This is a genomic window from Convivina praedatoris (genome assembly GCF_933208495.1).
Lineage (GTDB): Bacteria > Bacillota > Bacilli > Lactobacillales > Lactobacillaceae > Convivina > Convivina praedatoris.
The window spans coordinates 267,410-292,248 of sequence record NZ_CAKOET010000001.1 but is presented as its reverse complement, the minus strand read 5'-3'; the positions used below and the strand labels follow the sequence as shown (position 1 = coordinate 292,248).

At 41.4% G+C, this 24,839-nt stretch carries 20 protein-coding genes, 1 tRNA gene and 1 other RNA gene; 5 read left to right on the top strand and 17 right to left on the bottom strand.

The annotated features are described in order from the left end of the window. The first annotated feature begins 71 nt into the window (after positions 1–71). Together ade and M4974_RS01385 are read left to right on the top strand one after the other, a co-directional pair. Positions 72–1,730 carry an adenine deaminase gene (ade, locus tag M4974_RS01390; RefSeq protein WP_248705525.1) on the top strand — a complete coding sequence of 553 codons (1,659 nt, stop codon included), beginning with the start codon at positions 72–74 and terminating at the stop codon, positions 1,728–1,730. 2 nt (positions 1,731–1,732) lie between these two features. Then, the gene (locus M4974_RS01385; protein WP_248705526.1) at positions 1,733–2,224 is read left to right on the top strand and encodes a hypothetical protein; all 492 of its coding nucleotides are present in this window, start codon (positions 1,733–1,735) and stop codon (positions 2,222–2,224) included. Positions 2,225–2,318: 94 nt separating this feature from the next. On the opposite strand, the gene M4974_RS01380 is transcribed toward M4974_RS01385, so the two are convergent. The 3 genes from M4974_RS01380 to M4974_RS01370 form a co-directional block, all read right to left on the bottom strand. Continuing rightward, entirely contained in the window at positions 2,319–4,658 is a 2,340-nt protein-coding gene (locus M4974_RS01380) for a DNA translocase FtsK (RefSeq protein ID WP_371831382.1), read from the bottom strand. A 98-nt stretch (positions 4,659–4,756) separates the two neighbouring features. After that, positions 4,757–4,828, bottom strand: a tRNA-Glu gene (locus M4974_RS01375). Positions 4,829–4,900: 72 nt separating this feature from the next. Beyond that, positions 4,901–5,410 carry a tRNA (cytidine(34)-2'-O)-methyltransferase gene (locus M4974_RS01370; protein WP_248705527.1) on the bottom strand — a complete coding sequence of 170 codons (510 nt, stop codon included), beginning with the start codon at positions 5,408–5,410 and terminating at the stop codon, positions 4,901–4,903. Positions 5,411–5,587: 177 nt separating this feature from the next. On the opposite strand from M4974_RS01370, the gene M4974_RS01365 reads away from it, so the two are divergent. Further along, positions 5,588–6,619, top strand: coding sequence for a lactonase family protein (locus tag M4974_RS01365; RefSeq protein ID WP_248705528.1), 1,032 nt, complete (start codon positions 5,588–5,590; stop codon positions 6,617–6,619). A gap of 42 nt (positions 6,620–6,661) precedes the next feature. On the opposite strand, the gene M4974_RS01360 is transcribed toward M4974_RS01365, so the two are convergent. The 11 genes from M4974_RS01360 to M4974_RS01310 form a co-directional block, all read right to left on the bottom strand. After that, positions 6,662–8,128, bottom strand: a complete 1,467-nt coding sequence (locus M4974_RS01360; RefSeq protein ID WP_248715718.1) for an ABC transporter substrate-binding protein/permease — start codon at positions 8,126–8,128, stop codon at positions 6,662–6,664. Between the two features lie 128 nt (positions 8,129–8,256). Continuing rightward, positions 8,257–8,631, bottom strand: an RNA gene (rnpB, locus tag M4974_RS01355) — RNase P RNA component class B. Between the two features lie 15 nt (positions 8,632–8,646). Next, a complete protein-coding gene (locus M4974_RS01350; protein WP_248705530.1) occupies positions 8,647–9,087 on the bottom strand; it encodes a DivIVA domain-containing protein in 441 nt (146 codons plus the stop codon). 59 nt (positions 9,088–9,146) lie between these two features. Next, complete coding sequence (locus tag M4974_RS01345; RefSeq protein WP_248705531.1) at positions 9,147–9,707, bottom strand: DUF1273 domain-containing protein; 561 nt, start codon at positions 9,705–9,707, stop codon at positions 9,147–9,149. Between the two features lie 58 nt (positions 9,708–9,765). Then, positions 9,766–12,087, bottom strand: coding sequence for a transglycosylase domain-containing protein (locus M4974_RS01340; RefSeq protein ID WP_371831383.1), 2,322 nt, complete (start codon positions 12,085–12,087; stop codon positions 9,766–9,768). Positions 12,088–12,105: 18 nt separating this feature from the next. Next, entirely contained in the window at positions 12,106–12,717 is a 612-nt protein-coding gene (gene recU / locus M4974_RS01335; protein ID WP_248705532.1) for a Holliday junction resolvase RecU, read from the bottom strand. Positions 12,718–12,859: 142 nt separating this feature from the next. Continuing rightward, positions 12,860–13,171 (bottom strand): metal-sulfur cluster assembly factor, encoded by a 312-nt coding sequence (locus tag M4974_RS01330; RefSeq protein WP_248705533.1) that lies wholly within the window; start codon positions 13,169–13,171, stop codon positions 12,860–12,862. A gap of 23 nt (positions 13,172–13,194) precedes the next feature. Continuing rightward, entirely contained in the window at positions 13,195–13,821 is a 627-nt protein-coding gene (locus M4974_RS01325; RefSeq protein WP_248705534.1) for a helix-turn-helix domain-containing protein, read from the bottom strand. Positions 13,822–14,373: 552 nt separating this feature from the next. Continuing rightward, on the bottom strand, positions 14,374–15,288 hold the full coding sequence (rihC, locus tag M4974_RS01320; protein WP_248705535.1) for a ribonucleoside hydrolase RihC: 915 nt from the start codon (positions 15,286–15,288) through the stop codon (positions 14,374–14,376). 114 nt (positions 15,289–15,402) lie between these two features. Beyond that, the gene (locus M4974_RS01315; RefSeq protein ID WP_248705536.1) at positions 15,403–16,749 is read right to left on the bottom strand and encodes a mucin-binding protein; all 1,347 of its coding nucleotides are present in this window, start codon (positions 16,747–16,749) and stop codon (positions 15,403–15,405) included. 314 nt (positions 16,750–17,063) lie between these two features. Beyond that, positions 17,064–19,451: an SEC10/PgrA surface exclusion domain-containing protein gene (locus M4974_RS01310; protein ID WP_248705537.1), complete on the bottom strand. Its 2,388-nt coding sequence runs from the start codon at positions 19,449–19,451 to the stop codon at positions 17,064–17,066. A gap of 137 nt (positions 19,452–19,588) precedes the next feature. Between M4974_RS01310 and M4974_RS01305 the strand changes: the two genes are divergently transcribed. Further along, entirely contained in the window at positions 19,589–20,035 is a 447-nt protein-coding gene (locus M4974_RS01305) for a GNAT family N-acetyltransferase (RefSeq protein WP_248705538.1), read from the top strand. Between the two features lie 44 nt (positions 20,036–20,079). Here the strand turns inward: M4974_RS01305 and M4974_RS01300 are convergent, their stop codons facing one another. Beyond that, complete coding sequence (locus M4974_RS01300) at positions 20,080–21,261, bottom strand: MFS transporter (RefSeq protein ID WP_248705539.1); 1,182 nt, start codon at positions 21,259–21,261, stop codon at positions 20,080–20,082. Between the two features lie 182 nt (positions 21,262–21,443). On the opposite strand from M4974_RS01300, the gene M4974_RS01295 reads away from it, so the two are divergent. Continuing rightward, positions 21,444–22,289 (top strand): YitT family protein, encoded by an 846-nt coding sequence (locus tag M4974_RS01295; RefSeq protein ID WP_256465506.1) that lies wholly within the window; start codon positions 21,444–21,446, stop codon positions 22,287–22,289. Positions 22,290–22,333: 44 nt separating this feature from the next. Here M4974_RS01295 and guaA read toward each other — a convergent pair whose 3' ends face one another. Continuing rightward, a complete protein-coding gene (gene guaA, locus M4974_RS01290) occupies positions 22,334–23,881 on the bottom strand; it encodes a glutamine-hydrolyzing GMP synthase (protein ID WP_248705541.1) in 1,548 nt (515 codons plus the stop codon). 2 nt (positions 23,882–23,883) lie between these two features. Further along, positions 23,884–24,834, bottom strand: coding sequence for an IMP dehydrogenase (locus M4974_RS01285; protein WP_248705542.1), 951 nt, complete (start codon positions 24,832–24,834; stop codon positions 23,884–23,886). Positions 24,835–24,839: the final 5 nt, after the last annotated feature.

The window sequence follows — 24,839 nt, the reverse complement described above, 5'->3', positions numbered from 1 at the left end:
AGACAACACGAGTCAACCTTTAAACCGAAACTATGATAAACTAAAAGCCAATTATAAGGAGGAAGATAGTCATGGGTACAACCATCAGCTGGAAGATTATTAACGGCCAGATTTTAGATGTTTTTAATCAAGAATTTATCAAAACCGATCTTTGGATTGACGGAGAAACAATCGTTTATTGTGGTAAACGAGATGATTGGCAAGCTCAACAAACCTATGATGCCCAAGGAGCCTATGTTGTACCGGGTTTTATCGACGGACACGTTCACATTGAAAGTTCCTTGTTAACGCCAAGTGAATTTGGGCGGCTGAGTTTACAAAATGGCGTCACTCGTATTTTTGCCGATCCTCACGAAATTGCTAGTGTAGCCGGCACAAAAGGTATTGATTACATGCTATCAACCAGCCAAAATACGCCGCTACATATTCACTATATGCTACCTTCCAGTGTGCCAGCAGCCCCCTTTGAACATGCCGGAGCAACATTAAGGGCCGCTGATTTAAAGCCTTTTTATGACAACCCACAGGTAAATGGTCTAGCTGAGGTAATGGATTATCCAGCTGTTGCTCACCAAGATGACGATATGTTAGCCAAGATTAAGGATGCCCAGAGAGCTGGTAAACATGCCGATGGTCATGGCGCTGGTCTAACTCCTGCTCAACTGGCTGTCTACCGTAAACACGGGATTGATACCGACCATGAGGCTAGTACTGCCCAAGAGGCGCTAGATAGAGTCCGTGCTGGTTTTAACGTCTTTGTCCGCGAAGGTACCGTCGAACGAGATGAGCTAGCCTTACTCCCAGCTATTAACGAAAAAAATGAAAGCCGGTTTTCCTTTGCTACTGATGATAAAACAGCTGGCGATATTCAAAACGAGGGTTCAATTAACTATAATGTTAAATTAGCTCTTCAGGCTGGTTTAAATCCAGCCCTAGTTTATAAAATGGCTTCTTATAATGCCGCTCAGGCCCAACATATTGACCAGGTTGGAGCCTTGGCACCCGGCTATGTGGCGGATTTATTAATCATTCAACCTGGAGATGAGGTTCAAATCAAAGATGTCATGGTCGCTGGTCAGTGGTTCGAAAATCAAGCCCAACCAATTTTGAGTTTAATCGATCGCCGGTTTGACTTTACTTTGGCCTTATCTGATTTAGCCTTGCCCTTACAAGCACAAAAGCCAGCCAACATAATCAAAATTATGCCTCATCACATCACCACCAAGCATTTACGCGTGCCGGTACCAGTTGAGGATGGCTATTTTGTACCAAATCAAGATTTTGCTAAGATTGTCGTGGTTGAACGCTATCATAATTTAGGCTACGGCCTGGGAATTATTCAAGGCTTAAAAATTCAGCAAGGAGCGATTGCCTCTAGTATTGCCCATGATTCGCATAATGTAATCGCTGCCGGTGATAACGATGCCGACATTTTCATAGCCATTCAAACCTTAAAAGAAATCGGTGGTGGCCAAGTTGTCGTTCACCAAGGACAAATCACGACACTACCACTGACTATTGGTGGCTTAATGTCTGATCAACCATTTGAAACTGTCATTAAAAAGCACCAAGAACTATTAACTGCTTTTGCAGCCTTGAGCGACCTGGACTTTGACCCATTCTTAACCCTCTCCTTTATGGCTTTGCCGGTTATTCCAAGTCTAAAAATTACCGATCAAGGACTCTTTGATTTTGAACAGTTCAAATTTATTAAAATTCAAGAGGTTTAAATATGCAAGCGATTACCGTTAGTCCCACGCAACTCCTGACTATTTTTCTAGGAAAAGAGGTCCAGCTCAATCAACTAGCCGATGGTTTATATCTGCTAGCTGCCCAGAAAAATGACAGTCCGCAACTGCCATCCGAAATGGCCGGTGCCATCGTAGCCATAACTGCCAGTCAAGTGACTTTAGTTAGTCTGGTCCACCCCTTTGCCGTCAATGATCAAGCGGGTATTTTCAACGTTGATGATGCCCAGATTCATCGAGAACCCTATAACTGGTTTGGCCCACAAGCCTTGGTAATTGAAAAAAAATTACAGGATTTTCTAAAAAACTATGACGGTCCCCGTGATGATCAACAGGGAGTTCCTCGCCAATATATTCCAGACGAAATTGCCCGGCCAGTGCTCTTATCTGATCAATACTGGCAAGACTATATCCCTTTTGTTAATGATTCAGATGGTCAATTTGCCGCTCAAATTAAACCTATTTTTACCAAATAAAAAAGGATAACCATTTAAAGTTATCCCTTCCAGCTCTATTTAAGACAGAGCTCTTGATCAGAAGTCAATCCTAATAGGATTCTGGCTTCTTTTTTTATTCTGCATTATTACTGCGACTAATATTAACTTGACGAGGACGAGCACCATCAGCTGGGCCGATATAACCAGCAGCTTCTAAATCATCAATTAAGCGAGCAGCACGGTTATAACCAATTCGGAACCGTCGTTGTAAGAGCGAAGTCGAGGCTTTTTGCTCCCCAATGACAAACTCAAGTGCTTCTTGGAAGAGTTCATCTTCACTCTGACCTTGATTGGTTCCCGTAGCATCTTGGGCAATTTCTTCATCGGTAACTGTCATACTATCAGAGTATTCTGCATCTTGTTGACTTTTTACAAATTCAACCACATTAGTTACATCTTGATTACTGATAAAGGCTCCCTGAACTCGCTGCATGGGTTTGCCAGGAGGAGCAAAAATCATATCTCCTCGGCCCAGTAATTTCTCAGCTCCATTACTATCTAAAATAGTTCGAGAATCAATTCCAGAGGCAGTTCTAAAGGCTATCCGTCCAGGAATATTACTCTTAATCGTACCATTAATCACTTTAACATCGGGCCGCTGAGTAGCCAAAATCATATGAATTCCGGCTGCACGAGCTTTAGCCCCTAATCGAGCAATGGAAACTTCAATTTCACTCCCCACTGTACTCATCAAATCGGCAAACTCATCCACAATCGCCACAATGTATGGCAAGCGATGCATGACTGCTTGTCCATTATCCTTAGCTGCCAGATTATGAGCGTCAACGGCAGCATTATACTCATTGACATTTCGTTTGCCAAATTCCGCCAATAGCTGATAACGATTTTCCATTTCATCTACTAACTTTTGTAAGGACTTGGCCGCCTTTCGTGGATCAGAAACCACGGACGTTAGCAAATGAGGAATCCCATTATAAATTGATAATTCGACCACTTTGGGATCAACCATCATCAATTTTACTTCACTAGGTTTGGCCTTTAATAGCAAAGAAACAATAATTCCATTTAGCCCAACCGATTTTCCTGATCCAGTTGATCCAGCAATTAGCAGGTGGGGCATGCTGGCTAAATCAGCGAAAACAATGTTTCCGGTTACATCCCGTCCCAGTGGTACGGTCAAAAGATGTTCATGGTCATTAGGAACTTGTTCCATCATATCGCGAAAACCAACTACTGACTGAGTCGCATTGGGGACTTCAATTCCTACAAAGGGTTTACCTGGAATAGGCGCTTCAATTCGAATTGATTTAGCCGCCAAGGCTAAGGCCAAGTCATCAGCCAGATTAGCAATTCGGTTTACCTTAACTCCTTGACCAGGCTTTAATTCATACTGAGTAACACTAGGCCCGAGGGCAACACTAGTCACCTCGGCTTCAACCCCAAAACTTTGCAAAGTATCATGCACTAAACGTGACTTTTCGGTTAAGGTCTGGTATTCCTTGGTTTGATCAGTCGGTTTAGTCTTAGTTAACAAATCGGTTGAAGGCAATTGATAATTTTCATCGATGGTATTTTTGGTGAAATCAGGTACCGCGCTACTCGTTTGACTGGTACTAACGTCTGCTTCAGTTCCAATCGTATCACTGGTTGGTTGATTCCACTTAATTTCTGGCTCAACTGGTTCTGAAGCTGGCATAACTGGCAATTGGTCAGTTACTGACTCTGACTGCGGTGCCACTGTCGGCTGGCTCTTATGTAAGCCCAAGGGATCATCACCATAATCAACAATGTCATGCCCCTCTTTTTTGGCTAATAAAGGCGTACGGTCCCGCCGTTGACCACGTTTTTTTTGTAACTCTTGAACCTGAGTCTGAGCCTGTACCATCCCTTTTTGGGCGATGTCTCGGGCTGGAATTTTAAATAAAATTACCGTTCCGGCCAGCAAACTTAAAACAATTAAAATAATAACACCAATGTTTGATAGCAGTTGGAAAGTTAATTGGTACAACCAAGCTCCGATTAAGCCGGCCCCCACCGGCGTTCCAGCAGCTTGGTTGGTAAAATCTTGCCCAATAATTCGTAACACCTGATTAGTATAGCCAGGTTCTGGAAAGCTTCCCTGACTAAAAAAAAGCATTGAAGAGCCTAAAAAGGCTGAAAAGGTGAGCAGACCACCACCTAGCCAAATTCGCCCACTAGGACAGTAAAGCTTTTGCATAATCAAATAATAAAGGGCCTGCATAACGGCTAAGCCGAGGACTACCTGGTATAGATCACCGACAAAGAATCGTAAACAGTTGGCCGCATAGATGCCAAACAAACCAATTTTAAAAATAGCAAAAATGCTAATGATAATAAAAACTAATAAGGTAATATTAGTTGATTGATCTTTTTTTACAGCCTTTTTACTCACCCCTTTTTTAGGGCGTGAACTTCTTTTTTTACTGGGCACAATAAGCCTCCCCTCTTCAAGCTTGCCAAATCATTTGTATTATAGGCTATTAAATTGAGAAAATAAAAAAGTTGCAACATAACGTTGCAACTTTTTTATAGCTCGTGAGAGAATCGAACTCTCGATTCCGCCGTGAAAGGGCAGCGTCTTAGCCACTTGACCAACGAGCCATGGTCAGTTGTTATTTCTTGTCCGAAACAACATAGATAATATTATCAAATAGTCAGCCAGCCGTCAACCCATTATTTTAATTTATCTTGTTCGTAATGATGACTACTTTCCAATCCCGGAAAGCCTTGCTGCCGCAAAGCTTCATAAAGTACAATCGCTACGGTATTAGACAAATTCAACGAACGAACATGTTGATCATCTTGTGGAATTCGAATTGCCTTGTCAGGATTTTGGCGCATAAAGACTTCTGGCAGACCAGTGGTTTCTTTACCAAATAGGAAGTAGCAATCTCCTCCCTGTTGATAATCAGCCTGACTATAATCACGGTTAGCAAATTTGGATACTAAAAATAATTGATCGTCTGCTTTTAAAGTTGCCAAAAATTCTGGTAAATTAGCATGGCGAACTAGTTGAACATGCTCCCAATAGTCTAAGCCAGCCCGTTTAACGTGCTTATCATCCAATTCAAAACCAAGTGGTTCAATTAAATGCAAAACAGCATCAGTTCCTGCGGTTGTGCGGGCAATATTACCAGTGTTAGCCGGCATCAAGGGTTCAAATAAAACAATGTGATTAGTCATTTACTACTCCGTATAATCCTTTGATAGGATTTTAATATTTTTTCTAACTTAAAAGCTATTCAGCTTTTAGGGAAATAACAAACGTATTCTACCACATTGCCACCTAAGTGCGGGCAAAAAGGCTATGTTATAATGTTAGTGTATTTGATAACTATTAAAAGGAGTCATTATTTAATTATGTCGATTCATAAATTGTTACTTGGAACCTACACTAAGCGCGCTTCAAAGGGTGTTTATGAGGTTGAATTAGATACTCAAAGCCAGCAACTACAAAATGCCACTTTGGTATTTGAACTAACTAATCCAACCTATCTAGCTCTTTCTAAGGCTAATAAGGTCTATGCTGTTGAAAATCGTGATGGTCAAGGTGGTGTCGTAACTTTAGACAACACACCACGGCCCATGGTTGAATTAGATGCCCAGTTAAGTGACGGATCAGCCCCAGCTTATATCGGTGTGGATGAAGCTCGTCAGTTAGTCTTTGCCGGTTATTACCACCGTGGCCTAGTTGAAGTCTATAAAATTCAGGCCAATGGTGGTTTGCAACTGGCCGATAGCTTTGAAAACAAAGGTTCCGGCCCACGTCCAGAGCAAAGTGCAGCACACATTCACTTTTGTAATTTAACACCAGACAATCGCTTAGTCGCGGTGGATTTAGGTGCTGATCAAGTTATTACTTTTGACGTTAGTGATGATGGCCAGTTAACTGAACTTAACCGTTATCAGGCTGATGCTGGCTTTGGTCCTCGCCATATTCGTTTTTCTCCTGATGGCCAGTATGCCTACCTACTAGGTGAGCTTTCTAGTCTACTCAGTGTATTAAAGTACAATCAAGAAGATAGTTCTTTTGAACATCTCATGACCACTTCTACAATTCCAGATGATTGGAGTGAACATAACGGGGCCGCTGCGATTCGAGTCTCAGCCGATGGTCGTTTTATTTACACATCTAATCGCGGCCATGATTCAGTTAGTGTCTTTGAATGTACTAATCTAGGTGCTGAAATCGAACTAATCCAATTAATCAGCACTGAAGGAAGCTTCCCTCGGGATATGGCTCTTGACCCTAGTGAAAACTACCTAGTGATTGCTAATCAAGAAACAGACAACCTTTCCCTATATGCTCGTGATGAACAAACTGGTGAACTAAGTCTCTTGCAAAAAGACTTTGTCCTACCCGAAGGTGTCCGAGTAACTTTTGAAAATTAATGGTACCTAAAAAGAGCCCTGCTGATTAGCAGGGCTCTTTTTTTAACGGTGTATTCGACTTTCTATAAATCCTAAGCAACGACTAATTGTAAAGGTCAAAGTGAAGTAAATCAATGAGGCAATTACGAGCGGGATAAAGGGCTCAAACGAAGCGCCTTGAACCACACCAGTTTCATACATCAATTCACCAACACCAATAACCGAAACAACAGAACCTTCCTTAATAACCGAAACGAATTCGTTACCTAAGGCCGGTAGGATGTTACGGACAGCCTGTGGCAAAATTACCAAGCGCATGGCCTTAGAATGCGTCAAACCAAGCGAACGAGCCGCCTCCATTTGACCCCCATCGACCGAAGTAATTCCCGAACGAATAATTTCAGCGACATAGGCAGCCGAATTCAAGCCCATGGACAGGGCGCCGGCCGCAAAGGCTGATAAATTCAAGCCAAGGGCTTGAGAACCGAAGAAAACCATAAAGGCCTGCACTAGTAATGGTGTCCCCCGGACATACTCAACATAGATATTACCAATTGCTTTAAAGACAAATACTGAAGACAACTTCATCAAGGCAAAGAAAATACCCAGAGTTACGCCCAAAAACACGCCCACAACTGCTAAAGCAAGGGTAATGCCGGTTCCAGTCACAAAATAATGACCGTACTTTTGCCAATAGCTGTCATTTTGATTAGCAAACATTTGCTGATTGGCTTTCTTTTGCCACTTAGTAAACTGACCATCGGTTGTCACCTTATGAATCACTTCGTTTACCTTGGCTTTAAAGACCGGAGAATCCTTGGATAAGGCTACAGCACTTTGGGTACTACCATCCGCGGAATAAGTTGGATAAATCACCTTAAAGTTCTTATTTTGTTGCTCATAAGCTTGAGCAATCGTTTTTTCAGCAACAATTCCACTGATAACACCCTGACTTAATTGGGAAATCAAGTTAGGATACTTTTGCAAGCTAACCACGCTAGCGCCATTAATGCTCTTGGCAATCTCTTCTTGGGTCGTTTGCGTCTGAGCACCAACCTTGGTACCCGCAAAAGTTGATAAGTCAGTAGTGTATTTATGCTGATTTTTTTTCAAAATCAACATTGCCTGTGGCGAACGTAGGTAAACATCAGAAAAATCAACCTGTTCTTCACGTTCTGGTGTAGCCGACATTCCTGAAGCAATCATGTCAATCTTACCGGTTTTTAAGGCACCTAAGAGCGCATCAAAGCCCATATCTTCAACTTCTAATTTAACACCCAGTTTATCGGCAATGGCCTGAGCCAAAGAAACGTCAAAACCAACAATTTCATCTTTACCATTAATCTTAGTATGAAATTCGTAAGGAGCATAATCAGCTGACAATCCAACCGTTAACTTACCCTTTTTTTGAATTCTAGCTAAAGTTGAATCAGTTTCATCGGCCGCAACCGAAGCTCCAGCGCTAAAAAAAAATGGTATGATTAACAATCCCAAAAGAGACCAAGTCAATCCTTTAAATATTCTTTTCATATTCACTCCTGCAAAGCTCTATTAAATACGTACCTCATCATTATAGCCAGAATATCAAACTATGTCAGTAAAGAATATCAACGTCTTTAAAATAAAAAAATCCGCTTACGCGGATTCCTGTTGCAGATGCCTATAGGCCATGTTTTGTTCCAGTATAAGTCAGGAGCTTATACCTTCAGTAATCATCTATCTAAGTTCACACAGAACCATACCGACCATCGTTTCATTTCACTAGGTCAGCCGCCCCTACCAAAGTTTGGGTTGCCCGCTTGTGGGGTTTACCTCGTCTCAAATACTAACTTTCATTAGCATATTCGTTTCTATAGCACTTTCAAACCTATTCATACATAGCGTAAACGCCTTAGCACTTTCAGTTGCCGTAATGGTGTGAACACCACCCCTGGGTTTATTTTTTATCCCAGCACAAACACTACATCCATCTCAGAATGTGCGAGCATGGACCTTCCTCACATAAGAAATATTATGCGCAATTACTCAGCACCTGCAATTGTTGAGTATTAACGGTTACGATTAGTACCGCTCTGATTCTTATCGGAGCGTTCCCGACCAAAGACCGCTAACTCCAAGTTAGCCACACGCTTTAACAATTCAGTATCAACCGAATTAACCACCGCAGCTTCTGGCTGAGCTTGGATCGTACTTTCTTCAGCAACTACGCTACGAGGACGCTCTACTTCAGATTCCTGCGGTGCAGTTACGGCCGAAATATGACCAGAATTCTGGTAAGTCACTAGTTGCTTTTGAGCAGCCCGTAAGGCATCTTGCAACTTAGTGACTTCACCTTGAAGTTGTTCGATTTGGTCATTAAAAACACCATAATCACTAATAACGCCATCCAAGAAGTCATCAACATCTTGAGGATCGTAACCAACCCCCATCCGTCGTTGCTTAAAGACACGTTCATAAATATCTTTTTGGGTATATTTAACTTGAGCCACAGATATTACTCCTTATAGTTCACTACTACCATCTTAACAGGAAGCCAATCGAATCGCAATTAATCCAGATTATTTTCTCGTTGTTCTTGTAAATCTAAAGCTGCCGCCTGCAAATTATCCATGTCAAGTAATTGTAATGGATACGGATGTTTAGCTTGGTAGGCCAAAATTTTTTGATAATCGTACTGGGTTTTACCTTCAAATTCTGCATCGTATACTAAAGCCGCTTGATCGGTATGACCTAGCAAAAAATCTTGATATTGCTGCAGTTGACTCGGATTTTGATATTTTTGATTTGAAACCGTACCAAAAAAATCGACTTGGCTTTTTAATTGAGCTAGTGTTGCTTGTTTAGCCGGCTGCCAATTACCCCCAAAATCCGCAAAGGGTAAAATCATGGCAATTTTCAGGCCCGGATAGTCTGCTTTTAATTCTTGAACCACTTGAATTGCCCACTGTTCAATACCCAACTGTCCGCCGGTAATAACCCACTCCAGTCCTAAATCAATTTGTTCAATGAAAAAGGTCCGCAAAGCATAATGGATTACTTGGATTTTAGGATCATTATCTTTAAAGACACCTAATTCATAGCTACGGTAGCCACTGACCCACATTCTCATCAGTTTCATCTCCTGACTACTCTACAGTAAAAGCCCCGTTCAAGACAGGGCTTTTACTTTAAGTTTTTTTAGATTCACCTGAAGATGATGATGCCTGACTGCTACTACTTGATGATGCAGGGGTAGAACTAGCCGATGAAGAAGAACTAGCCACATCGCCCCCATTGTTAGTCGTTGCCGGTTGCTCCTCTTCAGCTTCCCGCCGTTGATACTGCGAAGAAGCATAGCTACTAGTACTGTAACTAGAAGTGCTATAGCTTGAACCAGTACTATATGATGAACTATCTGAACTATCATCACTATCAAAGTCGCCGGTTCCATTCATGGAAGCCACACTTGGCAAACCACCATTACTCCAGTTAGCGCCTTTCACTTCATACTCCGCGATATTGTTACGTACCGTCTTAGTCACCGTACTTGGGGCATGCCAATCCGTATTATTACGATAACGCATGGCATAAGACATAACTTCCTTGTAGTACTTTGATGGTAGGTCCTGCTTATCCCAAGGAATGTAATGACCAGTCTGGTTAGGTTGATCATAACCCATCCAAACTGACAAAACATACGAACGGGTATAACCAGTAAACCAAGCATCTGAAATCGCTTGATCAGGCATTCCAGCCCGTTCATCATAGGCAACCAAACCAGATTTACCAGCCTGATGAAGACCAGGAATCATAGCTTCTGAAGCAGTTCCAACATAACTAATAACACCCTTCATCATGTCAGTTAGCATAAAGGCCGTACTTTCCTTCATTGCTTGCTTTCCGTTGACTTTATTTTTATGGGTAGTACCGTCGCTAGTAATAACATCTTTAATGTAACTAGGCTTGTAGTAGGTTCCACCATTGGCAATGGCGCCAAAGGCGCCAGCCTCCTGTTCGGAAGAAATCGGAATACCCAAGGCAGCCGAACCCTCTGGCAAATTAGCTGTGGTGATGCCTAAGCCAGTTAAGAACTTAGATGAGCGCTTAGCCCCCACATTATCCAGCGTTTTGATGGCCGGAATATTACGAGACAAGGCTAGGGCCGAACGCATCGTCATGTTACCCATGAAGTTATTATCCCAGTCATTTACTGAAATATCAGTACCAGGATACTTATACTTCTTATCTTCAACCGTCCGATAAGTTGGCCAGTTTAAATACTCAATCGCTGGACCATAATCAACCAAAGGCTTAACCGATGATCCACCCGAACGCATCGTTTGGGTAGCACGATTAATACCAAAGGTGGTCTTAAGGTTACGACCACCAATCTGGGCAATTACGCGGCCGTTATCCGGATTAGTCATGGTTGCACCCAGTTGCAAATCCTTACTACCATAATCAATCGCAGAAGAATCGTTAGCTTGTTCATAAAGCTTTTTTTGCAACTTATAATCCATGTCGGTATGGATCTTTAGACCACCCTGAGTGGTATCATAGCCCATTTCTTTGGCTTCTGAAATGGTTGAGCTGACATAGCCATCAACCAACTTACGCTTATCATCGGTATCTTGAGCTTTTTGGCTGATATCTTGCAAACCATCATTAACTGAGACATTCATGGCCTGATTAGCATCATCTTGACTAAGGGCTCCGTACTTAACCATTGCCTGCAGTACCAAATTCCGACGTTTTGTAGTGATATCCGTATCACTAGCATATGGATCGTAGTTAGTAGGTGATTGTGGAATACCAGCCAAAAGTGCCAATTGGGCCGTTGACAGCTCTTTGAGTGACTTACCGTAGTAATAATCAGCGGCAGTCTTCATCCCGTAAATTCCATGGCCCATGTAGACCTTATTAATATAGAAATCTAAAATTTGATCCTTCGTGTAATTTTTTTCAACCTGAGTGGCCAAATAAATCTCTTGGGTCTTACGCTTAAGTGTCTGGTCTGCACTGGAAGTACTAAAAACTGACAACTTAACAAGTTGTTGGGTCAAAGTAGAACCACCCTGCATTCCTAACGAAGAGCCGGCCAAATTACTAGCCAAGGCACCACCAACACGAATTGGATCAACACCATGATGCTTATAAAAACGACGATCTTCAATCGAAACAATTGCTTGTTTAAGACCATCAGGGATATCATCCTGACTGGCATATTCACGGTTTTTAGTGGCAGTTGACCAAACGATATTGTCGTCTTTGTCATAAATACGGGTCGCATTTTCAGCTGACAAACTCGATTCTGTAATCTTAGGTGCAGTAATAAGATAGTAACTAAACAAAGCAGTGGCACATAAGACTAAGGCCAACATGATTAGTCCTAACCATCGGAAAAACCGCATCACCGGTCCTCTGGGTTTAGTTCGCTTCTGCGAGGCTGAACTTTCGGACTGAGAACTAGCTTCAGGGGTTGATGGTTGAGCTTGATTATCCTTTGACATAAAAAAAACTCCTAGTAACTAGGTCAAATCTGACAACATTGAATCCAAGGCCTGTAAATAATCAAGACTGGGATTCAAACTAGTAGGTATTTGATAGCTATGTTCAACGATTGCCGCATAGGTAATCGAGCGTGCCTGTGATCTATCCTGCCATTGGGCAATCAACCGGCTAGCCGGATAAATGTAGCTTTCATTGAACTTGGTAAACTTAATAATGATAAAACCAATTCCGCCTTGCGATAGAACATTTGCTAAATGGCGAATCTGATGTTCGTGCAGATTTTTAAGTGGAAATGAGGTTTTATTACTGGTCTCTTTGGCATCAAAATCAATATAACGGCCTTGATAGACACCATTATAATCTGTTGTGGACGGTTTTTGGAAGTAGGCTTCAGTTATTTTAGCAGCAGCACGCATGGGATAGTCTACCCCAACAATCGTCACCGGGGTAGGCTTTTTGTGAATAACGGCCAAATGATTCTCTAGATAGTAGTCATTAGCTTGGTTAATCTCATCTTCAAGCCCCATTCCCCGCCGACTATAAAGCGAAACGCGTTGCGTTTTTTGACTACGGGTAAGCGCATTACTAACCTTTTCCTGCCGATGAGTTCCCTTCGGATAGTTAATCATTCATACTCCAAATTTTGTACTCAAAATGTGATTACTAGTATTCTACCATAATTTTTAAATTGAACCCTTAATTGGCAAAGTAGGTTAATGAATTTTCAATTAAAAAACGGTTAAATCCATGAGTTTAACCGTTTTAACAAATTTAATGAAGACCTAAAGCCATTTTAGCGTATCGGCTCATCCGATCGATACTCCATGCCGGTTCCCAGACAAAGTCCACCATCACTTCTGTCACATTGGGAAGTTCTCGCAAGCTATTTTTCACCATATGCTCTAACTCTCCCATGATTGGACACCCCATTGTTGTCAAAGTCATCTGAACAGTAACAGTTCCTTTATTGAAGTCCAAGCCGTATATTAAACCTAAATTCACAATGTCACACTGTAATTCGGGATCAATGACCTTTTCTAAACAGGCTAACATTTGTTGGTCAAAATTTTCAGTGTTATCCATGTGAATTCTCCTTTAAAAACAATTTATTGTTTAGGATTTTTAAAATACAAGATACCGGCCAATATCAACGCCCCACTAATCATACCAAAACCAGCGCCCATTCTTATTGATGAATTATGCCAATAAATAATTATCAATAGTCCGCCTACAATGAAAATAATAGGGACAATTAAGGCATACTTTAAACCATGTTGACCGCTAGTATACTCCTGCCAGCGCCATTTGAGACCTAAGTGGTAACTTTCATCAAATTTATTTAGTTGGTTTAAGGCAAGCAATAACAAAATAAACATCGGCCACATAAAGAACCCAGCGATCGAGGATGGTCTGGAACCATTTATCATGGAAAATATCAACCAAATTAATATAATGAAATCCATCCCCAACAGGGAACGGCGAATTGGTTTTAGATTCTTAACCACTTCTTTGCGCTGTAGGGCTTCCCGCATCCCAGTATCTTCCTTTAGTAGCGTATCCAAAGAAATCTGATAATAATCACTAAGCTGAACCAGACTAGCCACATCTGGATAGTTTTTTTCATTCTCCCAACTTGAAATTGTCTGCCGGGACACATGGAAGTACTGGGCCACTTCATCTTGGGTTAATCCCTTGTTTGTTCTAGTTATTTTCAATCGATCACCAAACCGCATCGCTTTTCCTCCTTGATATGCTCCTATCTTAGCCAATTTTTTACAAAAAAGTTAGCAATGATTCCTTGCAGGCCTGATTTAAGTGGGTTTGATAGCAAAATTATAGCTTGGCCGACCAAGCGCGGTTAGCGATTAGGAAACTAATTCCCAACCCAGCAGCAACCCACATGCTGACAATTTCTAAGGCGGGACGATGCATTTGATTTAAACGATTTATTCATCGGGCAACTGGTATTCCACCCGTCGCCCCATAAGGATGACCAATAGGCATTTTAAGTAGTAACTCCTTAGCAAATACCGGATAATTCCCGGAAGAAATTACTACTAGAAAATGTAAAATAAATGCTTCGGCATCCCCTAACTAATTGTAAGTGTATGTCTGATTTGGAAATTTCAAAGCCGTTTTTATGGTATTTAGCTACTAATTTTTGAAATTGAAACGCCACAACTTTTTCCTTGTAATTTAATATATACTTTTATTGTAAACCACATATTAATACTTCGGTTACAAAAATTACGCCAAATAAAAGGACAGCAAATCTTGCTGTCTTTTTATCCCATCAAAGCTACTTGCTCCAGAAACCATTGATTAAACTCAGTAGCATCAATATCATAACCAACTTGGGCATTGTAAAAATCGGCTGGATGCCAGCGATGTTGGAAATCCGAAACTGTCGCACCAACCGCCGGACCATCGACCGCCACCTCAATTGCCTGGGCATGGGTTTTAATTTTGTCCGGTGCTAACGCATATAAAATCGTATTAACATCATGCATTGGTTTACCACCCACATGGACATCCCCATAAGCAGTAATCATGCCATACAACATCTTTCCCGCCTCGCCCAACTTTTGCAAGGCATTGGTTGTTTCTGGTGTAATTAGGGCCTTCAAGGTAACATCTAAGCCAATCATCACGATGGGCAAGCCACTTTTAAATACAATTTGAGCTGCATCAGGATCAGTGAAAACATTAAATTCAGCCACCGAACTAACATTTCCTCCGCTAAGCGATCCACCCATCAAGATTAACTCTTTAATATTTTTTAAATCTTCGGGATACTGCTGAATCAAACGGGCAATATTGGTGTAAGCACCAGTAGCAATCAGGGTAATTGGTTCGGCTTGAGCCTGCAATTCATTATGAATCGCGGTTACGGCGTCAACCTCTAATGCTTGACGGCTAGGCTGAGGAAAATCATAGCCAGGCATCCCTGATTCCCCATGAATATAGGAGGCATCCTTAAAATCTCGTTTCAAAGGTCCTTTAGCACCAGCAGCAACGGGAATATCTTTGTTAAAAAATTCTAATAATTTCAAAGCATTATTGGTCGTCTTATCAACACTAACATTACCGGCTACGGTGGTAATTAAGGGAACATCCAAAGCTGGATTATTGACGGCAACCGCCAAAGCGGCTGCATCATCTACACCAGGATCCATATCTAAAATAATTTTCTTTACCATTCTTCACTCCACTTTTTAATCATTAGGTAGTCGCCTACATTGTAGCTGATTTGACTGCGGATTGCTGAAATTTTCTATTAAAAAAAACTAGAAATAATCTAGTGTTTTTTAACATTAATGCTTACGATTACGACCAAAACTAATACCAAATACTGAAGCCGCCATAAGGGATAAAGCCCCTACTATACTTGTATTTTTCACAGCATGTCGACTAGCTCGCGTAGCAGTGGCTGGCACAGTGCCTGCTTGCTTAGAACCGACGTTACTGCTAAATAATGAACTCGAATTATAGTTTGATTCAGTAACAGCCCTACTCATTGGCATTCCAGTCCGATTAGACGTAGAACTAAGAACTAATTGGGCATCGCTAGTGGAATCCGAAGTAGCGCCATTGTGTGTGTCACCTGTAAATTGAGTTGCCGATTTTGAATCTGGTCTAGCTGATTCAGAAGTCGAAGTTAAGGTAGATTCAGTTATTAAAGCACTCCTAGAATCCGATTTAGTCGTGGACGTAGACTCACTGCTTGACTGAAATTCTGATTGAGAAGCACGATCTGACTGTGCTTTAGACTTCGAGGTCAATGCACTAGCAGAATCAGATATTGAAGTCGAATCGCTTTCCGATTTCGACTCTGAGGCTGAGGCCGATGACGACATGCTCTCGAAAGTTGAAATACTTGTTGATTCAGAATCAAATGCAGAAGTCGACGTGGATTTTGAAGTGGAGGTCGACGTAGAATCACTTGCTGACTCAGATTCTAAAGTCGAAGTCGATGTACTTGTTGCCGACTCAGCAGCAGAGATAGAAGATGAGATTGAGCTGCTCATCGATTCAGATGTTGAGGTTGACTGACTATTTTGATCAATATGATACACAACCGTAATATGCGTATCACCCGTTAGCGCAGTAGTCGTTTCTGATGGAATGTTATTTTTATCAGCAACATAGCCATTAATAACCGGTGAAGTAACTGCCTCAAAAATAGCCTTATTAGTCATCCAAGGCGTGTAATCAACCGCCTTGTCAATGTCAACCAAATCAAAAGTTCCCTTCCGACTATATTCAACACTTTGATCAACAGTCGGTGCAACAATCCGACCATCATCATAAATATAATTGATTACCCGATGAACCTGTTTAACTAAGCTATGAATATCCGTACCCTGCGGATATTTAGGCCCATTAGGATTACTCGGATCAACTGGCCGTCCCGGCGTCCCAGGAGTTTGTTGTGTTACCGTCCTGGTTCCATGTTTAAATTCAACAACAAATGTTAGTTTATCAGCCCCAACAATGGGTTCTTTTGGATATTCATCCTTCACGAAGACAAAGCCCCGCTTTTCCAAGGCAGCAATTCGATCAACGGTGCTATATTCAGCGGTGTCGTTGTAGGCGCTAGTCACTTGATCTGAAAGGACAACGACATTATGATCATCAATATCAATATAGTTAACTGTCATATACTCCTCGTTGCCTCAATATTCATATAATAAATAGCCTGAGTTGAAATCATTCGCAAACTGACTATTTCTTACTGTAAGAAAACTGCAAAAGCTGACAATAACATCAAGAACTAACGCTTTCTTACCTTATCCCCCAAAAATCACTAATGAAATTAAGCAATCATTATTTTCCCAGAAGAATAATTAATTTGAGTGTCTTTTAACATAGTGGATTTCTTTATGTCCAAATTGTACATGTTAAGATAGTTTTTTTCCACTAAAAAAGCATTAGACTCAATTGATCTAGTGCTTTTCTGTTATTAATAACTTAATTAATCTTTGTACTTTTTATAACCAAAGAACGCTGAACTGGCTACCATTACTGACAGGCCAACCAAGGCTAATGCCTGACTATTACTACGAGTTTGACTAGCAGTTTGTGGTAATTTAGCCAAATTAGCAGTTACCGTACTGTTACTAACAGCTGTTTTAACCGGCGCTCCAGTTGAATTAAAGGCAACTGTCGAACCGCCATTATTATTGGCAGTTTGCTTATCAGTTGCAACATTAGCTGTCGGTATTATCTCATCCTGAGCTTGGTTAGCAAGCTTTTGAGCTTTTTGTTGCTCATACTGATAAGCCATTACTACATCATGATAACGACTGGCAGCGGCTTGATACTTCCCTTGCGCTTGATTAACTTCTTGTTGAGCAGCTTGGCTTTTTGCTTCCAATTGCTTTAACAAAGTTTGAGCATCAGCCAAGGCTTGAGTAGTTTCAGCAACCTTTTTGGCTGCTGTTTGCTGATCAGCCGGCGCATTTTTATCCTTAGCTAATTTATCTTGGGCCTGCTTCAAGTTATTGGCTAATTCGTTAGCATACTTTTGAGCTGCATTCAAAACCGTGATTTGCTTAACCAAATTGGCTTGTCCATCTGAAACAGCTTGCTTTGCAGTGACTAAGTTCTGTTGCGCAGTGGCTTGAATTCCTTTGGCATTTTTAGCTTGTTCAACTAATTTTGGTAAATTCGTTTCCAACTCTTGAACTTGCTTTTGCCCATGAGCAATCGCATCGTTTAGCTGAGTGATTTCAGCTTGTAGCGTCTTGATGTCTTCCTTACCCTGGCTACCCACCTTGGCTACTTGGTCTTGAGCAGTCTGAAGAGCTGCTTGGCGATTGGCCAAGTCTTTTTTAGCATTATCCAAAATGGTCTGAGCATCAATTAAGGTCTGTGATGGCTTAGTTGTACCGATTGGCACAGTTGCTCCAGCGGCATTAAAGGCTGAATTAGTATCAGCCACTAAGCCACTAAAGTAATGAGAAGCGCCCATTTTATCAAAAGCAACCGCCGAATACGCTTTAGCAGACTTACCATGGACATCTTGCCCATAAACCATTAAGAAGTTTTTAGCATGATCCCAACGACTATCACTATCGTTGTTGATCATAGCCAAAACAGTATTATAAATTTGTTCCTGGGCGGCATCTAAGGTAGTGTGCCCATCAAAACCGGCCTTGTTTCCTTGATCAAAGGATGAACCCCAGTTCTCCGACATCGAATTTAGATGGTTATCAGTATAAGCCTGCTGCAAGACTTTTTTGTTATGATCCGCATGACTCCAGATATCCCAATTATCATTGGAATAGCCATCTGCAACCTGCTTGACACCAGCTAACATGCCGGCAGCATTAACCGCAATTGGTTGTTGACCAGCTTGCTTGAGTAGCTGATTTAGTAAATCGCCATAGTAGTTTTGGAGGGCTTGATTTTGCTCCGTCGTTAGGTTGTTCAAATCAATATTTTGCGCCTGAGCGGCGGTATCGTGAACATACCCAGCTGCTTTAATTTGTTGTGCCCATTGAGTCCATTGACCGTCTGACCAATTAATCATATCGGTAGCTTTAGTGCCAGCTGGTAAAGTAATAGCATAACTTGTTTGCTGATTTAAACTATCGACTTGTTTTTGAGCTGCATCAACTTTAGCTTGCGCCTGATCAACTGCTACTTGCGCTTTTTGTTGATTAGCTAAAGCAGCTTGATGGTCTTGAGAATCCGCCTGTTCCCCTTGCCCAGCTTGGGCTACCTTTAATTGAGATTCTTTAGCAGTTAGACTGGTCTGCTTATCAGCTAAATCTTTTTTAGTAGTATTCAAGGTGGCTTGACCTTGGTCTAATACTGTTTGGGCCTTATTGCTAGCTGCTTTTGCGAAGTCTAAATCAGCTTGGATTTTATCAACTTGTTTTTGTTGCTCATCATGTTGATTTTGAGCCTGTTGTACTGCTCCTTGAGCAACTTGGACATCCTTTTGAGCCTGATTAGTATCAGCTTGAGCTTTTGTTACAGCTTGTTGATTTTTATCTTTATTTTCAGTTGCAGTCTGCGTATTAGCTGTCGCTGTTTTCAAATCAGCTTGGGCTTGCTTTTGATTATTTTGAGCTAACTGAACTTGTTTAGTCTGATCAGTAACCGCTGCCTTAGCTAAATCAGCTGCCTGCTGAGCATTTTGAACCTCTTGCTCAGCCGCTTGTTTATCATTTTGAGCAGTTTGCACATTAGCTGCGGTAGTGGCGCTATTATCTGTTGCTTGGGCTGCTCGATCTAAATCACCTTGATTACTGGTGGTAATATCATCAGCTTGAGCGGTATTAATCCCCAAAGTCACTGCTGCTGTTGTTGCGGCAGTAACGACCAAAGTTTGTTTAGTTAGTTTTTCAGTCATACTATTCCCATTTCTCTACTTCAAATTTATGAACTACTGTAATAGTAGCAAAAATGAGCTATTACAACAATGTACGCATAAGGAAAACTGATTTAATAAAAAATAAACTATAATAAAATTAAAAAACGAGGACTATTATGACGACATTTCTCATTAGGCCAGCTGAACAACAAGACAGTCGAGACCTTTGGCAATTAAATAGTCAACAACTCGGCTATGACTACCCTTTAGATAAAAGCCACAATCGCTTAGCTGAACTATTAGAAGATGCCAGACATCACTTAATCTTGGTGGCAATTGATCCCCAAACGCAACAATTATTAGGATATATCCATGCTGAATACTATGCGACTTTATATACTGAACTAAAATTTAACATTCTGGGGCTAGCGGTAAAGCAAAATCGTCAAGGACAAGGAATTGGGACTGCTTTAATCAACCGTATCATTAAGGAAGGACAAGCCCATGGTGTAACCGCAATTCGTCTTAACTCCGGTAGCGAGCGCACCAGTGCCCACCAATTTTATCAAGCACTTGGTTTTAAATTTGTTAAAACTCAAAAAAGTTTTTTGAAGAACATATAATCAATCAAAAAGGACCCGCCATTTAGCGAGTCCTTATTTTTATCTTAATCAAAAATTGTCTTTTCCCGTTCAAAGAAATAAATTAAGACAATCATGACTACCAACATCAAAATAAAAATAATATTTTGTGCATACCAATTTTGCGTCATACCAAATATTAATCCGTATAACCAAGGTATCAAGCAAGCTATTAAGTAACCACCAGATTGAGCCATCCCCGACAAAGCAGCACTTTCCTGAGGATTTTTTGTCCGAGTAGCATAAGAAGTGATTACATAAATAAACATAATCGAACCTACAGCACCTAAAACACTACTAATGACTAACCATAAAACAAAAGAAATATGGTGATTATTCATCATAGCCAAACCAAGAATCCACAAAACGCAGGCAAAAATCATGGCATTTCGGCGAGTTTTAAAGGAAGAATTTGAAATAAAGTTTGGAATAATCATACCAAAGGGAATCCCAACCATTGACAATAAACCAACCAACAGACCGGATTGAGATCCAGATACGCCTGTGCGTTGAGCAATCACACTCATCCAGGCAATTAAGGAGTAGAAAATGGCAGATTGGAGACCGGCAATAATCAAGAGCATCCAAGCATATTTATTAGTCCAAGGATTAATCGTTACTGGCTTATGCTCATGTGCTTGTGGTTGACTAGGCGCAACGGTGACATTAATTTTAATATTTAACAACCAAGTAACTAGGGACAGCAAAACCACAACGGTTACAAGTAACACCAAACCTTGCCAATTAACCTTATTGGCCACAGGGACAGCTATAATTTGGAAAGCCGAAGTCATAATCATTAATAGGGTACTGTAAATTCCCGTGTAAGGACCAATTTTATCGGGAGCATATTCAAAAATTGCTGCGGGCAAGAGGACGTTAATAAAGGCAATTCCCACCCCAATTAGGGCTGTCCCTAACATTAATGAGGGGGCATTGAAAATCCGCACAAAAGAACCTAGCAAAACCGCCACTAAAGCAAAGGCCAAGGTTTTTTCAATTGAAAATTTATCAGTAATTTTACTAACAAAGGGTGATACCAAGGCAAAGGCTACCAAGGGAATCGAAGTCAAAAGACCCAACTGATCAAGTGGAATATGTAGGCTATTAGCAATATCATTAGCCACGACCGGCAAGGTCGTGAAGGTTGATCGCATAATCGTTCCAAAGAAGATAATGCTAATAATGAAGATCCATTTATTTTTCATTGATTCATCTCTTTCTCTTTTCACTAAAAAATCAAGCATTTTTTATTATAGAGGAATTTTCAAATTAAGTACATGTAGATGTTTAACGAGCACTGACAAAGATTCACTACGATAGCCCCTTAAAATTGGTATTATGTTATTAATACGTAGTAAACGCTAAAAATTTTCACTGGAGGACGACCATTAAATCTTTAAATAAGACACTATCTCATTACCTTGTTTTTCTCGGCGCCTTATTTTTAATTGCAATGAGCATCAATTTCTTCTTTTCGCCCCACAATATTGCAGCTGGAGGGGCGACTGGACTAGCTATCTTAGCTCAGGAACTCTTTGGCTGGCCACTGTTTCTAACAACTTTAGGGGTTAACATCATTATGTTAATCTTGGCAGCTATTTTTCTAGCGCGAGAAACGGTTATGCGAATTCTCTTTGGGAGTTTCATGTTGCCAGTTATGCTGGCCATTATTCCCCAAACAAAGGTTGTTAACGACACTTTATTTGCGGTCATTGTTGGCAGTGCCATTTTTGCTGCTGGGGTCGCCTTGCTTTATAACATTGACGCTTCCAGTGGTGGTACTACCGTTCCCCCATTAATTTTTAAAAAATACTTCAATTTAAAAGCCCCGGTCGGCTTACTGATTATCGATATTTGCGTGTCTTTTGGTAATATTTTCACCGCTGGCCTTGAAGCCTTTGTCTACGCTGTTTTTTCGATTGTGATTACTAGCTTAATTATGAATTACATTGAAAGTGGTTTTAACCGTAAAAAGACCCTCTTCATTAGTAGCAATGTCAGTACTACTGAGTTAAAAGATGCCCTAGGTCATGATCTATCTTATGGTCTAACCGTCATCCCCTCTCGTGGTGGCTTTCAGAATTCTGAACAAGAACTTTTGATGATTGTCGTAGATACTCAGGACTATCCCCGCTTTGTCCGTAAAGTATTAGCGGCCGATCCCGAGGTTTTCATTACAGTTTCCGATACAGCCAGTGTCCACGGTGGTTTCTTCAATCGCCAGCAAATATAAAAAGCATGCCAGATAATTTCTGACATGCTTTTTTATTTAATAAATTACTCCCACTCAACTGTTGCTGGTGGCTTAGCCGTGATGTCATAGACAATACGGTTAACATGGTCAACTTCATTGACAATTCGAGAGGAAATCTTTTGCAAGAGTTCCCACGGCAACCGAGCAAAGTCAGCTGTCATACCATCAACTGACGTAATCGCCCGAATGGCAACCGTGTGATCATAGGTCCGGTAATCACCCATGACACCCACCGAACGCACATTAGTTAGGATAGTGAAGTACTGCCAGACATCCCCTTCCAAACCAGCTTTAGCGATTTCGTCTCGCAAAATCCAATCGGAATCACGAACAATCTTGAGCTTATCTTCGGTAATATCACCCATGATTCGGATACCCAAACCAGGACCTGGGAAAGGCTGACGCCAAACCATTTCATGTGGCATCCCTAATTTTTCACCGAGTTCACGTACTTCATCTTTGAAGAGCGTGTTCAACGGTTCAATCAATTGGAACTGCATGTCTTCTGGCAAACCACCCACATTATGATGGGACTTAATCGTTTGAGCCGTATCAGTTCCTGACTCAATGACATCAGTATACAGCGTTCCTTGTGCTAAGAAATCAATCCCGTTAAGCTTCGTCGCTTCATCGTTGAAGACTTGGATAAATTCATTACCAATAATCTTACGTTTTTGCTCTGGATCCGTCACCCCAGCTAACTTGCCAAGGAAACGATCCTGCGCATCAACCTTGATGATATTTAGGCCAAACTTACCGCCCAACATTTCCATGACTTGTTGGGCTTCATTTTTACGGAGCAAACCATGATCAACAAAAATTGAAGTCAACTGATCGCCAATGGCGCGATGCAACAAAACACCGACCACGGAAGAATCAACCCCACCAGACAAGCCCAATAAGACCTTGCGATCACCGACTTGAGCACGAATGTTAGCAATTTGTTCATCAATAAAGCCATCCATGGTCCAGTTAGCCTGAGCCCCGGCAATATTAATCACAAAATTCTTTAAAATTTGCTTACCGTATTCAGACAAAGTGGTTTCGGAGTGGAACTGAACCCCATACAAACGGTCAGCATCGTTAGCAATGGCGGCAATTGGTGTCTTTTGTGAACCAGCAGCCACGACAAAATTATCGGGTAACTGGGTCACATTATCAGAATGACTCATCAAAATAATCTGTTGTTTAGGCGTATCAGCAAACAAAGCACTACTATCGTCACTCAAAGTGATTTCAGTCTGGCCAAATTCACCGTTACCGGGATTCGCTTCAACTTTTCCACCTAAATCTTGAGCCATTAACTGCATCCCATAGCAGACACCCAAAACCGGAATGCCTAACTTAAAAATTTCAGGATCAATGGTGAAGGCATCTTCGTCATAAACTGACTTAGGTCCCCCCGATAAAATAATGGCCTTAGGTTGGTAGGCCTTAACTTCATCCAAAGTCATTTTACTGGACTTTAATTCAGAAAAAACACCCATTTCACGAATTCGGCGGGTAATTAACTGGTTATATTGACTACCATAGTCAAGTACTAAAACCTTATCAAGTGTGTCTTGAACCATGTTTACTCACTTTCTTCTTTTAAATAGTTAGGGGCTTGCTTGGTGATTTCAACATCGTGAGGATGGGATTCACGCAAACCATTATCAGTGATTTGAACAAACTGAGCCGCCTGCTTTAAGGCGGGTACATCCTTGGAACCAGTATATCCCATGCCGGCCCGCAAACCACCATCAATTTGGAAGATAGCATCGGCTGGTGCTTCATCGCCCGCCAAGTAGTCAGTAATCAAAACGGCATCAGCACCACCAGCTAAGGCCTTAACAACATCACCGGAGTAATGCACGCCACTACCGGCTACCACAGCCTTATCCAAATCAGCAGCTACCTCAGCAATGCCCATTGTAACGGTTAAGAAAGGATAATGACTGTTGTTAGGCAACTGAGAATCAACCGAACGACCGGCAATCACGCCGTCCATGCCGGCTTCATATAACTGACGGGCCGCTTTAGGATCTTCAATGACGCCTACCAGCCACAAAACCTCTGGCGCTTGCGCATGTAGGGACTTTATTTCAGTCAACATTTCAGTCGTTAGGGTTTGATTTAGATACAAAACTACAGCATCTACCCCAGCAGCAACTAACGCTTGTAACCTTTGACTAGCATCACTGGCCAACCATAACTCAGCCGCTACTTGTAATTTACCATCATCACCGACCAAGGCCTCAGCCGCTTGGTCAGTAGCAACAACGTATTCCTTAACTGTCTCAATGGCTTTCACCTGCTGGCTAACATCATCGGTAGCGGTAATTACACTCAAACCACCGGCCAAAGCCATTGGCAATACGTAATCATTAGCGCCATCAGCTTGCCCATTTGCCATCAAAGGTGTTTTTAATCCAAATTGATTTAGTTTAGTAGCCAATGAAACCGTATGGGGCAAAACGTTGGAAGCGGCTGGTACCAAAAGGACTTCGTCATAGCCCAATCCTGGCTGATTTTCCTGTGTCATATTTT

What these genes read in the sequence shown, in the direction of transcription:
- ade (WP_248705525.1), top strand. Translation starts at nt 72, where the DNA reads ATGGGTACAACCATCAGCTGGAAGATTATTAACGGCCAGATTTTAGAT.
- M4974_RS01385 (WP_248705526.1), top strand. Translation starts at nt 1,733, where the DNA reads ATGCAAGCGATTACCGTTAGTCCCACGCAACTCCTGACTATTTTTCTA.
- M4974_RS01370 (WP_248705527.1), bottom strand. Translation starts at nt 5,410, where the DNA reads ATGACTAATCACATTGTTTTATTTGAACCCTTGATGCCGGCTAACACT.
- M4974_RS01365 (WP_248705528.1), top strand. Translation starts at nt 5,588, where the DNA reads ATGTCGATTCATAAATTGTTACTTGGAACCTACACTAAGCGCGCTTCA.
- M4974_RS01360 (WP_248715718.1), bottom strand. Translation starts at nt 8,128, where the DNA reads ATGAAAAGAATATTTAAAGGATTGACTTGGTCTCTTTTGGGATTGTTA.
- M4974_RS01345 (WP_248705531.1), bottom strand. Translation starts at nt 9,707, where the DNA reads ATGAGAATGTGGGTCAGTGGCTACCGTAGCTATGAATTAGGTGTCTTT.
- M4974_RS01340 (WP_371831383.1), bottom strand. Translation starts at nt 12,087, where the DNA reads ATGTCAAAGGATAATCAAGCTCAACCATCAACCCCTGAAGCTAGTTCT.
- recU (WP_248705532.1), bottom strand. Translation starts at nt 12,717, where the DNA reads ATGATTAACTATCCGAAGGGAACTCATCGGCAGGAAAAGGTTAGTAAT.
- M4974_RS01330 (WP_248705533.1), bottom strand. Translation starts at nt 13,171, where the DNA reads ATGGATAACACTGAAAATTTTGACCAACAAATGTTAGCCTGTTTAGAA.
- M4974_RS01325 (WP_248705534.1), bottom strand. Translation starts at nt 13,821, where the DNA reads ATGCGGTTTGGTGATCGATTGAAAATAACTAGAACAAACAAGGGATTA.
- rihC (WP_248705535.1), bottom strand. Translation starts at nt 15,288, where the DNA reads ATGGTAAAGAAAATTATTTTAGATATGGATCCTGGTGTAGATGATGCA.
- M4974_RS01315 (WP_248705536.1), bottom strand. Translation starts at nt 16,749, where the DNA reads ATGACAGTTAACTATATTGATATTGATGATCATAATGTCGTTGTCCTT.
- M4974_RS01310 (WP_248705537.1), bottom strand. Translation starts at nt 19,451, where the DNA reads ATGACTGAAAAACTAACTAAACAAACTTTGGTCGTTACTGCCGCAACA.
- M4974_RS01305 (WP_248705538.1), top strand. Translation starts at nt 19,589, where the DNA reads ATGACGACATTTCTCATTAGGCCAGCTGAACAACAAGACAGTCGAGAC.
- M4974_RS01300 (WP_248705539.1), bottom strand. Translation starts at nt 21,261, where the DNA reads ATGAAAAATAAATGGATCTTCATTATTAGCATTATCTTCTTTGGAACG.
- guaA (WP_248705541.1), bottom strand. Translation starts at nt 23,881, where the DNA reads ATGGTTCAAGACACACTTGATAAGGTTTTAGTACTTGACTATGGTAGT.
- M4974_RS01285 (WP_248705542.1), bottom strand. Translation starts at nt 24,834, where the DNA reads ATGACACAGGAAAATCAGCCAGGATTGGGCTATGACGAAGTCCTTTTG.